The organism is Novipirellula artificiosorum, from assembly GCF_007860135.1.
GTDB classification, from domain to species: Bacteria; Planctomycetota; Planctomycetia; order Pirellulales; family Pirellulaceae; genus Novipirellula_A; species Novipirellula_A artificiosorum.
The window spans coordinates 242,338-257,553 of record NZ_SJPV01000007.1 but is presented as its reverse complement, the minus strand read 5'-3'; the positions used below and the strand labels follow the sequence as shown (position 1 = coordinate 257,553).

7 protein-coding genes are annotated in these 15,216 nt (G+C 55.1%); all 7 read left to right on the top strand.

The genetic code is table 11. From position 1 onward, the window contains the following. Window positions 1–5 precede the first annotated feature (5 nt). The 7 genes from Poly41_RS19730 to Poly41_RS19700 all read left to right on the top strand — a co-directional run bounded on the left by Poly41_RS19730 (window position 6) and on the right by Poly41_RS19700 (window position 14,643). Window positions 6–1,805: an alpha-L-fucosidase gene (locus tag Poly41_RS19730; protein WP_146528449.1), complete on the top strand. Its 1,800-nt coding sequence runs from the start codon at window positions 6–8 to the stop codon at window positions 1,803–1,805. Window positions 1,806–1,865: 60 nt separating this feature from the next. Continuing rightward, window positions 1,866–3,419, top strand: coding sequence for a sulfatase family protein (locus Poly41_RS19725; RefSeq protein WP_315853739.1), 1,554 nt, complete (start codon window positions 1,866–1,868; stop codon window positions 3,417–3,419). 80 nt (window positions 3,420–3,499) lie between these two features. Continuing rightward, entirely contained in the window at window positions 3,500–4,939 is a 1,440-nt protein-coding gene (locus Poly41_RS19720; RefSeq protein ID WP_146528448.1) for a sialate O-acetylesterase, read from the top strand. A gap of 11 nt (window positions 4,940–4,950) precedes the next feature. Further along, complete coding sequence (locus Poly41_RS19715) at window positions 4,951–7,875, top strand: right-handed parallel beta-helix repeat-containing protein (protein WP_146528447.1); 2,925 nt, start codon at window positions 4,951–4,953, stop codon at window positions 7,873–7,875. Window positions 7,876–8,019: 144 nt separating this feature from the next. Continuing rightward, on the top strand, window positions 8,020–9,771 hold the full coding sequence (locus tag Poly41_RS19710; protein WP_146528446.1) for an alpha-L-fucosidase: 1,752 nt from the start codon (window positions 8,020–8,022) through the stop codon (window positions 9,769–9,771). 181 nt (window positions 9,772–9,952) lie between these two features. Continuing rightward, window positions 9,953–11,080 carry an alpha-L-fucosidase gene (locus Poly41_RS19705; RefSeq protein WP_146528445.1) on the top strand — a complete coding sequence of 376 codons (1,128 nt, stop codon included), beginning with the start codon at window positions 9,953–9,955 and terminating at the stop codon, window positions 11,078–11,080. A gap of 29 nt (window positions 11,081–11,109) precedes the next feature. Next, the gene (locus Poly41_RS19700) at window positions 11,110–14,643 is read left to right on the top strand and encodes a LamG-like jellyroll fold domain-containing protein (RefSeq protein ID WP_146528444.1); all 3,534 of its coding nucleotides are present in this window, start codon (window positions 11,110–11,112) and stop codon (window positions 14,641–14,643) included. The last annotated feature ends 573 nt before the right edge of the window (window positions 14,644–15,216 follow it).

Here is a 15,216-nt window from a genome sequence, read left to right as displayed (position 1 = left end):
TCACGATGTTTAAACTCACTTTATCTTTTCTTGGCTTGATAGCCATGCTCACGGTGCAACCGGTGCACGTTTTTTCACAAGACAGCGCAACCGATCGCTCCCAGTCGATGGACAAGCTATGGGGCGAGAACGTCGTCAAGCTACGTGCGGAAAACGCGGAACGTGGCCAGCTGTTCGATGAGGGGAACTATGCCATGTTCATTCACTGGGGACTGTATTCCCAGTTGGGGAACAAGGTCGATGGCAAGACCTACTACGGCATTGGCGAGTGGATTATGAACAAACGCATGGCCGACATCCCCATCCCCGAATACAAACGGCTGGCGGGAACCTTTCACCCAGTGGATTTTGACGCCAAGCAGATCGCACAACTTGCCAAAGATGCCGGCATGAAATACATCGTGATCACAGCGAAACACCACGATGGGTTCGCGATGTATCACTCGAAAGCCTGCGACTTCAACATTGTTGACGCAACACCTTGGAACAAAGATCCGATGAAGGAACTGGCCACGGCATGTCGTGAGGCCGGCTTAGGTTTTGGCTTCTACTACTCACACAACCAAGACTGGACGTTCCCCGGTGGCGGAAATGGCCCTGGCGTTGACGAACAAGGCAAACGAGCCACCTTCGACGACTACTTTGTCAAGAAGTGCTTGCCGCAAGTCAAAGAGATCACGACCGAGTACGGCCCGATCGAAATCGTTTGGTTTGACACGCCTGGAAAGATGCCCAAGCACTACGTCGAACAATTGGTCGATGTCGTCCACAAGAACCAACCCCACGCGATGGTTTCCGGTCGCGCGGGGCATGGACTTGGCGATTATCAAACGCTCGGAGACATGGAAGTCCCGCGTCACAACATCGAAGGCTTGTGGGAAAGCGTCGATACAACGAACGATTCCTGGGCCTATGCCTGGTACGACGAATATTGGAAATCACCCAAAGAAATCCTCAAGCGACTGATCGCGTGCGTTGGCCGAGGTGGAACGTACATGTTGAACATCGGCCCACGTGGCGACGGCGCGGTACCCGAGCGTGCGAAGGAAACGCTCCGTCATTCCGGCCATTGGATTCAGCGATACCCACAAGTGGTCTACGCAGCGCAGGCTTCACCCTGGCAACACGCCTTACCTTGGGGCGACGTGACTCGCAAAGACAACAATCTGTTTTTGTGCGTCTTTGAGTGGCCAAGAAACGGCCAACTGTATTTACCGAACTTGAAGACCAAAATCACATCCGCAACGATGCTACGTGGCGACGAACACGATCCCATTTCATGGAGCAAGTCCGGTGACTGGGTCGTGCTGGAAGTACCTGCCCAGGCACCAGAGGAGTTGGTTTCCGTGATTGAATTGCAATTGGCTTCCGAGCCGGTTGTCGATCCGGCATGGACGTTGGATCCAGACATCAAAACCGAGATCTTGGCTGAATTCGCAACCGTCGAAGACGCCGAACAATCCGAGAAGCGGTGGATGGAGAAGTTCGGCGAATGGAAGGGAATCACCCATGTGCATCAATGGGAAGCAGGAGGCAAAGCATCCTGGGAAGTCGATGTGCTCGAACCAGGCGACTACAATGTCGAATTGACGTACGCTGGCGAAGGAAGATTGGTTTGGAGCGTGTCGATTGAAGGCGGCGAATCCATCCAAAATCAGCAGAATTCATCGCATAACTATCAAGCGTTTCCGATTGGATGGATCCATTTCCCCAAACCGGGCCGCTACAACGTTTTCGTAAAATGCGTCGAAGGTGACCTCGAATCGGCAAGCTTGAAGTCGATTGACTTCAAACGAGTCTTTTGACCCCTCCGGTTTCCCAACACCGGATCCACGTTCCAAACCGCGCCCGAAGCAGAGACTCCCATGATTAAGTTCGACCACCGTATTGGCCAGCTTCTGCGATTCTTGATGCTGCTGTTGTGCACCTCCTCGCTAATGTGGCATAGCGAGGCGGTCGTTGGCGCCGATACACCCAGCGTGGAAAAGCCAAACATCGTCTTCATCCTTGCGGACGACCTTGGCTATGGTGATGTGCATTGCTTCAATCCAACGCGATGCAAAATCGCAACGCCCAACATCGATCGGTTGGCCGAACAAGGGATGATGTTTACCGATGCTCACACAAGCTCGTCGGTTTGCACGCCAACACGCTATGGCATTTTGACCGGACGCTACAACTGGCGAACTCAGCTCCAAAAAGGGGTGTTGCACGGTTTTGACGCTCCCTTGATTGCGGAGGACCGATTGACCGTTGCTGGATATTTGAAACAGCACGGGTACACAACCGCAGGGATTGGCAAATGGCACTTGGGGATGGACTTGCCACGGATCGACGACACGCCCGTGAAGGGCAACAATCCCCAGAACATTGATTGGGATTCGCAAATCCACAACGGCCCCGTCACGCGAGGATTCGACTACTTCTTTGGCATTTCCGCCTCGTTGGATATGCCGCCGTATATCTATATCGAAAACGACCGTTTCGTTGGACGCGGCACGGCAACAAAGGCATTCAATCGCAAAGGCCCGGCCGAACCGGACTTCGAGGCGATCGACGTGTTGCCCATGATCGGCCGTAAAGCGGTCGAGTTCATCAAGCGACAAAAGGACTCAACGCCGTTCTTCGCTTACGTACCCTTCACGTCACCCCACACACCGATTCTGCCGTCGAAGGATTGGCAGGGAAAGAGCGTGTTGGGCAAGTACGGCGATTTCGTGATGCAAACCGATGCCGTTGTCGGCGAGATCGTCAACGCCATTGATCAAGCAGGCCTAAGCGAAAATACCATCGTGATCATGACGAGTGACAACGGCTGTTCCAAAGCGGCGGGTATCAAAGATCTGCAATCCAAAGGACACTTCCCGAGTGCACATTTTCGGGGTTCGAAGGCAGACCTTTGGGATGGCGGGCATCGCGTTCCGTTCATCGTTCGATGGCCATCCAAGGTGAAACCGGGCACATCGTCTGACCAATTGATCTGCCAAATTGACTTGATGGCCACGTGTGCTCAGCTGATGGGCAGTGAGTTACCGAATGGTGCTGGCGAAGATAGCGTCAGTTTTCTATCCGCGTTGTCAGGAAAGAAAATTGACTCGACACGAGCAGGCGTCATCCACCATTCAATCGGTGGTTATTTTGCCTATCGGCAGGGCAAATGGAAATTGTTACTCGCAAAAGGGTCAGGAGGTTGGACTTCACCGAGAGAAAACGAAGTCGCTGACGATGCCCCAATCGCTCAGCTTTATGATATGGAAATCGACCCGCATGAAACCAACAACTTGTACACATCCGAGCCAGCGGTGGCGAAGCGATTACTGGCTCAGCTTGAATCGGATGTGAATCGTGGACGTAGCACGGACGGTCCAGCCGCCAGGAATGACGTCGAGGATATTGTGATAGAAAAGGGCAAACATTGACCAGGAGCGACTTCATCAAAACGAAAGCCGAGTACCTCAAAGGTCGCGATGCCCTCTGTTTTCCGAGCAGCCTTAGAACCTTGACAAGGCAACGCTCGATTTGCAATCGATGGTTGGTCTACGTATCTCTGGCTGGGCTGCTGCTCGGCTGCAACATCGCAGCGGCGGCCTCTTACGATGTCTACTTGCTGGCGGGCCAGTCGAACATGGACGGGCGTGGACAAGCATCCGACTTGCCGGCGGAACAGCGTCAGCCGTTTGAGCACGCCATCATTTTCTATCGCAACTTGCCGCACACGAGCGAGGGCTGGAAACCGCTCGGCCCGGGATACAGCATTCCGCCAAAATACGAAGGGACCTTGCCGTCGCAAACCTTCGGCCCGGAACTTGGATTTGCCCGAGCCATGTTGGACGGTCAGCCGCTAAAAAAACTGGCGTTGATCAAGGGTTCCAAGGGTGGCACCAGCTTGCGAACCGATTGGAACCCAGGCAGCCAAGGGGATCCTGACTCTCAGGGACCTCGCTATCGGGATTTTATCGAGACCATTCGGTTGGCCACCAATCAACTCACACAGCGAGGTGAAACCTACACGCTGCGCGGTTTGTTGTGGCATCAAGGTGAATCCGATTCAAAATCCAGCGTCAAAGACTATCAGCAGCGACTGGATCAATTGATCATCCGTATTCGTGAAGACCTCGGTGTTGCCGACTTGCCCGTCATCGTTGGCGAAGTTTTCGACAACCGTAAACGCGACAATGTTCGTGCCGCGATTCGGGCGGTGGGTACCAGCGGTCCCAGAGTCGGATTCGTTTCGTCCGACGACACAACCACTTGGGATGAAGGCACCCATTTTGACGCGCCGAGCCAACTGCTGCTCGGCCAACGCTACGCCGAGGCGATTTGCAACGTGCAAACGAGGGATGCACGATCACGACCCAAGGTCGTTTGTTTCGGAGACAGCATTACCAAGCGGGGCTATCCCAAGATTTTGAGTGGTCTGGTGGACGTTGACAGCATCAATGCGGGAGTCGCAGGCAATACGACTTCGCAGGCGCTGCGGCGCGTCCAAAGCGACGTCTTGGATCACTCACCCGAGGTCGTCGTCATCTTGTTTGGAACGAATGATATGAGGATCGACAGCGAAAGAGCATTCGTCCCCGTGGACAAGTACAAGGATAACTTGACGGCGATCATCAACGATTGCCGTGGTGCCGGATCCAAAGTGGTGCTGTGCACGCTGCCGCCAATTGATCCCGGTCCCTATTTCACCCGGCACGATCGCAACGCTTTCGAACAGTCCGGCGGTTTGCCCGCGTTAGTCGCCCGCTATCAAGCCGCCGCAGCCGACGTCGCCAAAAAATGCGATGTGCCTCTCGTCGATCTACAGTCGCTGCTGACGAATGACCCGGAATGGCTTAGCAACGATGGCGTGCATCCTAGCAACGCCGGAAACGCGATCATCGCAGCGCACATTGCAAAGGCCGTTTCGGTCCTTTGCCGAGAAGCGACAACACCTTAAGAGCCCCACCCATGAATTCAAGCAAAACACTTGTCGCCTTGCTGTTGCTGATCGCGTTTGGCATGAGGGCGACGGCCGCGATGGACCTCTACGTCAGCCCGACCGGAAACGATTCGAATCGAGGTACGAAAAGGGCACCGGTTGCCTCGCTGAAAAGAGTACAAACCCTGGCTCGATCCTACGCTGGCACCGAACCCGTGACGGTTCATGTTGCCGATGGGGTCTATTATTTGCCGGAGACACTCGTCTTCACAGAAGCCGATTCCGGTTCCTCGGATGCTCCCGTTCGTTACCAAGCGGACAACGAGGGCGGCGCGGTCCTCAGCGGTGGGTCAAGACTCGAATTGACTTGGAAACCGTATCGTGATGGCATCTTCATGGCCCAGACCCAACCGGGATTGGTCATTGACCAACTGTTCGTGGACGGCAAGAACCAGCGTATGGCTCGCTATCCAAACTTCGACGCAACCAAGAAGACGGAAGCCTACCAGGGCTTTGCGGCCGACGCGTTTTCCCAACAGCGGGCTGCCAATTGGGCGAATCCCCAAGGCGGATACATCCACGCCATGCACCGCGCTCGATGGGGCGGATATCACTACCGCATCACCGGCAAGAACGATGAGGGTGAAGTGATCTATGAAGGCGGCTGGCAGAACAACCGTCAAATGGGCATGCACAAAGAGTTCCGTATGGTCGAGAACATTTTCGAAGAACTCGACGGGCCCAACGAATGGTATCACCATGCCGAGGCCAACACGCTGTACTATCAGCCTGAGCCGGGCACGGATTTGGCCAATGCAACCGTCGAGGTCGTGCGACTGCGACATTTGATCGAGTTTCGCGGCGACGAACCGCATCCCGCCAAGTTCATCACGCTAAGCGGGTTCGTGATTCGCCATGCCGCACGGACGTTCATGCTGACGATGGAGCCCATGCTCCGTAGCGACTGGACGATCTATCGTGGCGGGGCGTTTTTGTTAACAGGAACGGAAAACGTTCAACTGCTCGATTGTGAGTTTGATCAAGTTGGGGGAAACGCGATATTCGCCAGCAATTACAACCGGCGACTGCTGGTGAAGGGGTGCCATATTCACGATACCGGTGCCAGCGGCATCTGCTTTGTCGGAGATCCCAACGCCGTGCGCGATCCCCTGTTCCAATATGGTGAAAAGAACGATCTGTCCAAGATTGACCGCACACCGGGCCCCAAGACCAACAATTATCCCGCCGATTCGATGGTCGCCGACTGTCTGATTCACGGCATCGGTCGCGTGGAACGGCAGCCTGCCGGCGTCCAAATCGAGATGGCCCGTCGGATCACGGTTCGCGATTGTTCCATCTACGATTGCGCCCGTGCCGGTATCAACATCGGTGATGGAGCTTGGGGCGGACACCTAATCGAACGATGTGATGTGTTCGACACCGTGCAAGAAACTCATGATCATGGTTCGTTCAATTCATGGGGGCGAGATCGCTATTGGCGCAGCGATCGATCCGCAAGCCAAACGGCAATTGACGAGGATCCGACGCTGCCATTTCTCGACGCGGTTGAAACAACCGTGATTCGCAACAGTCGCTGGCGATGCGATCATGGCTGGGACATCGACCTCGACGATGGTTCGTCCAACTACGACATCTACAATAATTTGCTACTCTCCGGCGGGCTAAAACTGCGTGAAGGGTTCCGGCGCCGGGCTTGGAACAACATCACCGTCAACAACGGCTTTCACCCGCACGTGTGGTACAACCACAGCGGCGATGAAGTGTATGGCAACTTGTTCATGGCCGCCGCCCGTGGCGCTCGGATGCCGAATGATAATGCCAAGGGAAAACGCATTGATGGCAACCTTTTCTATTCCACCGACGCCGAAGCAAAGGATCGCTACGCAGAATTCGGTTGGGACGTGAACTCCATTGCCGCGGACCCGGTGTTTGTCGATCCCCTCCGAGGCGACTTTCGTGTGCAGGAGGGTTCACCCGCTTTGGCGATCGGATTTAAGAACTTCCCAATGGACCAGTTTGGTGTCAAGAAACCCTCACTCAAAGCGATCGCCGCGGCCCCGGTCATTCCGAGCCTTGAAGTCAACGCAGCGTCGCCCCCGTCGCGAGCCGATCGCAGCCAACCCAGCCGTGTGATGCCTGTTTTTTGGTTGGGCGCAAAAGTTCAATCGCTCGAGGGCGAGGCGTTCAGCGCGTTCGGAGTCAGTCAAGAAGATGGCGGAGTCGTGATGAGCCAAATCAGCGATAACTGTGACGCGGCGAAAGCGGGTCTGATGGAGGGGGACTTGGTCCAAGCCATCAACGCGGCGACGGTGAAAACAGTTGAAGATTTGCTCAAAACCGTTTGCGGCGTTGCCGACGAACCACTGACCGTTCGCGTCATCCGCAATCAACAGCCGATTGAGGTCAAGCTGACCGTGGGAGCTTACTGGGTCGTTGAAACGGCTGAACAAGGTGACGCGTTTTCCAAGATTCCGTTGCCAAAGCAACCGGCGGGAACGATCAACGCAAATCAGCTACCCAAGGACGAACCGTTGGAAACGTTGGTCGATGGCCATTTGGATGAGGGTTACGGTCCTGTGTTCGCCAACCAGGTCGACACGGGCATCTATCGGCTCGATCTAGGCCAACCCAAAGCCGTTTCCATGATCAGCACTTGGAGCACGAACAAGAACCTCAATCGGGGGCCACAAAAAATGACGCTCTACGGCAGCCACGCCACCAAGGATCCCGGTTGGGATCTCCAGGATCGATCCCAATTTGTTCCCTTGGCTTCCATCGACACGTCATCGAGGAAAACAAACAGCTACAATGCAACATCCCTGCGGGCCAGGCCGGGGCAATCGCTGGGAACCTTCCGCTGGATTGTTTGGCAAGTCAGCCCGGTGACCCGCATCGGGGAAAACACTGCATTCCAAGAACTACACGTTGAGTAGCGTTACGTCCCTCGCCCCGCAAGTTACGGAGCCCAGCGAGTTAGGGAGCCCCGCCCTGCAGCGATTGCGGATCGCATCGAATCCATGATCCGTCGCCAACTCGCATCACTCAATCACCGCATCACATCCGGACAGGACCACTTCATGAGCATTATGACCACGAACTATCGATCGTTGATTGTCTTCTTGTTGGTGCTGGTCACGACCCCCGTGATCGCGGAAAACAAGAACGAAACCCAACAAGATCGCGATACACGGATGGCGTGGTGGCGTGAGGCCAAGTTCGGCATGTTCGTTCACTGGGGCATCTACTCAACGACCGGCGGACTTTATAAAGGAAACAAGCTGCCCAATAGTGCCGAATGGATGATGAACAAAGGTCGCATTCCGATCGCGGAATACGAACAATACGCAGCCCAGTTCAATCCGGCCGCCTTTCATGCCGACGAATTTGTCGGTCTTGCCAAGCAAGCCGGCATGAAATATCTCGTCATCACCGCCAAGCATCATGACGGGTTTTCGATGTTCGGTTCGCAGTGCAGCCCCTACAACGTCGTCGATGCCACTCCGTTTGGCCGCGACATCATGAAGGAACTTGCGGATGCCTGCCAGAAACAAGGCATTCGCTTTGGTTTCTACTATTCCCAGGCTCAAGATTGGCATCACCCCGGCGGCATGGGGAACAGTTGGGATAAAACCATTCAACGCGTCAGCACGGATGAGTATGTGATGCAAAAGGCCGTTCCCGAGGTCAGGCAATTGCTGACCGATTACGGGCCGATCGGAATTTTTTGGTGGGACACCCCTCGAGCGATGAGCCAGGAATCGTTCGACTCGCTGCATTCGCTGACCAAGCTGCAAACCAATGTGATTACCAACGATCGGCTCGGAGAAGATTATCCAGGCGATTACAAGACGTATGAGCGACAGATTCCGGCACAAGCGCCCGTTGGCAAGGACTGGGAAGTCTGCATGCCCATTAGCGGAAGCTGGGGATACAAGATCGGTGATGATGATTTCAAATCATCGACAACCTTGATTCGCAATCTGATTGATATCGCCAGCAAGGGCGGGAACTATCTCCTCAACGTCAGCCCGACCGGGGACGGAACGTTGCTTCCCCCTGCGGTCGAACGACTCAAGGCCATTGGGGCTTGGATGAGCGTCAATAGCGAATCGATCTACGGGACCCAGGCCAGTCCGTTCATCGACTTGGAATGGGGACGCTGCACCAGTAAACGTACCGACAACGGCACCGTTTTGTACTTGCATGTGTTCGATTGGCCCACCGACGGCAAGCTCGTCGTTCCGGGCCTGAAGAACGAGGTGCAACAGGCCTCACTGCTGGCGGGAGGCCAATCGTTGCAGGCAGAATCAACGGCGGAGGGAGTGATCATTTCGGTTCCCTCGGTGGCACCCGACGAAGTCGCGAGCGTGGTGGTCGTCGAGGTAGCCGGAAAATTGGAAATTGAGGCAAACCTTCCTACGGTGAACCGCGACGGCAGCGTCGTCTTGTCGGCCAACAAGGCCTACATCCACAACAACGAAGGTAGCCGTCAAGCCAGAATTCAAGTCCATGACGATACCCCACACATCGGATACTGGACCGACCCCGAGGCCTTTGTCGAATGGACGTTCCAAACCACCCAACCCGGCGAGTACGAGGTCCAAGCCATCCTGTCGGTCGAAAGCCCCAGGACTCGTTTTGCATTCGGCTTACCGGGGCAGCCGATGTCCGTTGAAATCGAGTCCACGGGCGGCTACGGCAATTATGTGAAGAAAACACTTGGCAAGATTCGGATCGATCGATCGGGTGAGTACACGTTCCGAGTCAAACCGGATCCCGACGGGTGGCAACCGATGAACCTGAGGCAACTTGAATTACGTTTGCGTTAGGAACGAGCGAAAAAAAATTGTCCGATTTGTAGCACAGGCTGCTAGCCTGTGTTGAAGGCCAGCAGCCTGCAAAACAACATCAATTGTCCGTTCGTTGCTTAGCTGCACCTGCGTGTTCGAGACAGCAACTTGGGTTTCTCAAGTCGAAAGACCCCCTCCTTAAACAATGGAACTGAACCCTATGCCTAACCGTCGTCAATTCATTCAAGCCACTTCCAGCGGGACCGCTCTGATGGCGATCCATCCGCTTCTCGCTGCCGAAACCAACGCCAAGGTTCCATCCTACTTGAACCCGGTTGCCAAGTCCTACGCCGCCGATCCTCGAAAAGCGGCGATCGATTGGTTTCGCAAAGCCGAATTCGGTTTGTTCATTCATTATGGGCTCTATTCACTTCTCGGTCGCCACGAGTGGGTGATGATGAAAGAAACCATTCGGGTCAAGGAGTATGAAAAACTCGCTGAGCGATTCACCGCAGAAAAGTTCGACGCTGACTTCATCACCGACATGGCACTCGATGCGGGCATGAAGTACATCAACATCACGACGCGGCATCACGATAGCTTTTGCCTGTTCGATTCCAAGTATACGGAGTTCAAGAGCACGAACACCCCTGCCAAACGCGACTTGGTGGGTGAGCTTGCCGATGCGTGTCGCGAAAAAGGACTCGGGTACTTTCTGTACTACTCCCACGGACGAGATTGGCGGCATCCTCACGCGCCAAACAATTGGGGGTGGGGTGGCTCCGCGCGACCCAAGTACGATCCGCCCGAATCATTCTATGCACAAGGAGAAACACACGACTTGCAGATTTATGTCGAATTCATGAAGAACCAGATCACCGAGCTGCTGACCCAATATGGTCCGGTCGGCGGCATCTGGTTGGACGGTTTTTCGACGCCTGCATCCCGCAAGGAAAAGATGCACGAATTTAGGCTGCAAGAGCTCTATGACCACATCCATTCGCTACAGCCTCAAGTGTTGGTCTCGTACAAACAGGGCTTGTTAGGGACCGAAGACTTCAAGGCACCCGAACGCAATTGGAAGGGCGAGTCGGACGTACCGCTTGAGATTTGCGATACGCTTCAACCGCACGGATGGGGCTACATGAAAAGCGACGACGGCAAACACAAGACGCCTGACCAAGTCATGCAAATGCTTCAAAAGGCCAAGGCCATCCAAGCGAACCTGCTTTTGAACACCGGACCGCTCCCCGACGGATCGATCCATCCCGAGGATCAAGCCACGCTAAGAGAAGTCGGCAAACGGCTGCGCGGCGCTGGACCCGATGCGGATGCTTCCTCGCAGTAGTCACATCTTTCTTCAAAAGGACCTTCGTGGTGAAAACCGGTCTCAGCATTTCTCCATCCGTTCTCGTGGCATTGTTTGTCGGCTTCGGTATGGCGGCCGTTCATCCAAAGCTTGGTCAATCGAGTCATGCCGATGACGCTGCGATGTTTTGGTCGGACTCGCAATCCGAAATTTTGCCAACGGGTGACCTGCAATGGAAACCGAGTCCGTTTGCATTTCGCGCCGTGGGTCAAGTTCGCTATGTTGATTTTGACAACGGCACGGACACAAATCCCGGAACTCGAGACGAGCCCTGGAAACATCACCCCTGGGACGCCAACGCAACCGATCATGCGGCCAAGCACGGCGGAATCTGCACCTACGTGTTTCGACGAGGAGTCCAATACCGCGGCACCTTGATCGCGACGGAGTCCGGCCAGCCTGGCAATCCGATTCGCTTGACCAGCGACCCCGAATGGGGAAGCGGCCCCGCTGCACTTGTTGGATCGGAACGTGTCACGAATTGGGTCCAGGGTGTCGACCATCCCGATATACCGGAGCCCGATTGTGTCTGGTACGCCGACCTTGATTTCCAACCGCGCAACCTGTGGTGCTACGGCCAAGACGGCGATGCCGTGCGGATTCCATTGGCGAGAACTCCCAATTGGCAGGTTTCCGACCCCGATGACATCAAGAGCCAGTGGTATTCGTTCAACAATCCTGATCGCAAGGACGTATGGGGGGCCAAGGTTGAGTTTGGCGGCATCGAACGACCGATCGGATACGACACCGTCCATCTCACGCAAGAAGCGGACACCTACAACGACGCGTTGATCTGGTCCGAATACGGATGGGTGATGGGAACACCCTACCCTTCAAAGGTGGTCCACTTTGACGCAGAAAAACGCGGGATCGTCTTCGGTGGACAATGGGGAAATTCCATCGGCAGCTACCACTACCCTCGCCACACTCGCTACTACTTGGAAGACAAACCGCACTACTTAGACGATGCGAAGCAGGGTGAATTCTGGTTCGAGCGTCGCGGAGCTGGCGGCAGGTTGTACTTGCGATTGCCCGGCGACGCCGATCCCAATGAATCCCATATCGAAGCCGCTAAACGAATCCATCTGATCGACAGCCAATCGATGAATCATGTTGAATTCAGTGGACTCGATTTTCGGTTCACTAACGTTCCGTTTGATCTGACCAAGCTACCAGGTGGTCCCGACGCTGACCCGGGCTGCATTCGTTTGAGGGGTAATGGCCAAGACATCACCGTTTCGCATTGCCGTTTTTCCGATGTCCACACAGCTGTCCGCGTCCAATCCATAGGCGAAGACACGACCATTGATCAGGTTCGGATTACCGACAATGTGATCGGCCCCACCGACCACGCAGGATTGGTGCTACACGATGGTGGTGGCTATGGCAGCGAGTATCCACTTGGCCGATTGCTGGACGTTAAGGTTCTACGCAATCGCTTGCACCACATTGGTCAACGGCCGACACGCTACGGCCAGGGGCACGCCATCGATATCGAATGTGCCGAGACGCTGGAAGTGGCGGGAAATCAACTGAGCCGCATTTACGGATCCGGCATTTTTGTTTTCGGCGGAAAACGGCAAGAAGCCAAAGTCGATCGCCCTTTGACGCGGATTCTCATCCATCACAACAAGGTCATCGACCCTTTGCTCAACAGCAACGATTGGGGAGGCATCGAGACCTGGCAGGGTGGACCGGCTTACGTCTTCAACAACATCTCCGGAAACCCAGGTGGTTTCAAAGCGTGGGGGAACCTGAACCACGCCAAGCAGGCTGCCAATTCACGGTTTGGTCACGCGTACTACATGGACGGAGCCTTTAAGCAGTACTACTTCAACAACATCGCTTGGGGAAAATCGAGCGACCCATTTGATGCATTGGGAAACACATCGGCGTTCCAAGAGATCCACGGTTACGCCTGCTCGATCTTCAACAACACGATCTACAACTTTGTCATCGGGTCACGCCGCCAATCACCCGTCGCTGGTCGCAACAAGTACTTGGGAAATCTATGGCAATCGATTGGCCACATGGTTTTTCGGCATGCCGATCCAAAAAATCTGGCAGCAGACCCAAACGCAGCAGACGCGGGGGCTCAACCCTCTTCCTACCAACATGCTACAAACGCCTACGCCAACAATCTCTTTTTTGAGACGCCTGAGATGCTGGCGGTGTTCGAGCCCTCAGGCCGTTGGCACGCAAGCGTTGATGGATTTCGTAGAGCTCTGCGACTGCGAGGTTCGCTGGGAGATGTTGGTGAGCAGCTGAATCAATCACCACTTGTTGATGCCGCAGCGCACGACTTTCGGCCAACCGGCATGGCGACCGATAAAGGTGTCAAAGTTTTCGTCCCCTGGGCACTGTACGCCCCCGTCGCCGAGTGGAACTTTTATCACTCCGGCGATGACCCGACGCAGATCCCCGACGATCATTTCTACCTCGCCGCCAGCTATGTTGACCGAACGAAGTATCACGACAATCCGACTTATCCACTGCATGCGATCAATCTGGACGACGATGCTTACGAAAGGGGACCGTTAGAGGATTGGATTCCGGGCGCTGTTCGGTTCAATGGTATCGACCAATACGCAACGGTTGCGCATGAGGCTTTCGAGGTAAAGTCCTTACCCTCGGAGGAACCAAAGCTCTCCAACACTCAACACGCAAAAATCACATTTGAGGTGCCCGATCGCATCCATCCCGGCAACGCATGCGAAGTCCGTCTGCGTCTTTCCGACGTCCCTCCAGGAATCAGGATCAAGGCGGATTTGCATTGGCAGAAATCTGGAGGCGGTTTCGGTGGTGTGAACGCGAACGGCGGTACAGGGTATGTCGTCGAGGGTGAAGGACCCTACGTGTTCACGTTTGATGCCAAAGACAAACTGGGACTCGGTCACTACATTGTGACGGCTTACCTGACCCCTTCGGGCGAGTGGCAGGACCGGGTTGATTTGGCTCAGTGGAAGGTCCCCGCAGCGAGCGTGCAACCGACCGAGGGATACCCGAACGCATCGATTCGGGATTCCAATTTCTTGATCGAGTGCTACTTCAAAACGCAGCCACAACACGCGGGTGGGATTCTCTGCGAAAAGATGAGCCAATCCGGATATCGCCTTTTCGTTGCTAACGAGGGTGGCGTGACGTTCCAGGTGGCGGGTCAAGACGAAGCAGCATCGATCGACAGCCGCTCCCTCATCAACGATGGCCGATGGCATCACGTGATCGTCGAAGCGGACCGCAAATCAAAGCAGCTTCGTATCTACATCGATGGGCGTCTCGACGCTCAGGGTCCGGGAATCGGAGCGGTCTCATTGGAAAACCAGTCCGACTTTTACGTTGCGGGTCGGAAAGAAGGGCACTATTTGAGCGGCACCATCGATTTCGTACGCATCGCATTGGGAACGTTGGCGGACGCCAAGACGGCGATCGAAGAACTCTACGCATGGCAATTCGATGGCCCGTTCCTGAAAGATTTTGTCGGCCACCGTCCCATTGGCCGTCGCGACGCAGGCGCACTCGAGCGGGTCGACCCCATGCCTTAATCCGTGCGAATGGTAACGGAGCGCTAAGAAGTCCCTTACGCCCGCTGGCGTTGGATTCCAAAGCCCATTCCTGAAAGAGTTTAGTGGATCTTGTAAAAGATCCTTGGCGATAGGCTCATTGACAGCTTGTTGATAAAGCGATTTCGCGGTTGTTAACTTTCGCGGCGATAGCTGCGGAAGCATGGAACTGCGGACGAAAGTCCTTGTCTTTACCCGCATCTTCGCGAGCTGGCACGGCATTGTGCCACGGAATGACCGCGAGGCGGTCAAAGATGGTAGCCGGCGGTCGCGTCAGCGCACCGCCGGCATGCGAAAATGCGGACAACCGACCCCAAAGGCGGTCGCAGAACCCCGGTGGTATCTGCGACCACCTGCGGGGTCGCTGGTGGAAGAAAAACACCTACTTTCCGGTGGTGCGCTGACGCGACCACCGGCTACCCTCTGCGATGCCTACGGCATCATAAAAAGGGGTAAAAGACAAGGTAAAGTCTTCTCCATTGCTAATACTTCAGCAGTCTCCGAAGCGGGGCATAAAGCTCTCTTGCTGCTAAATGACCGTAGGTGCGCGATCGC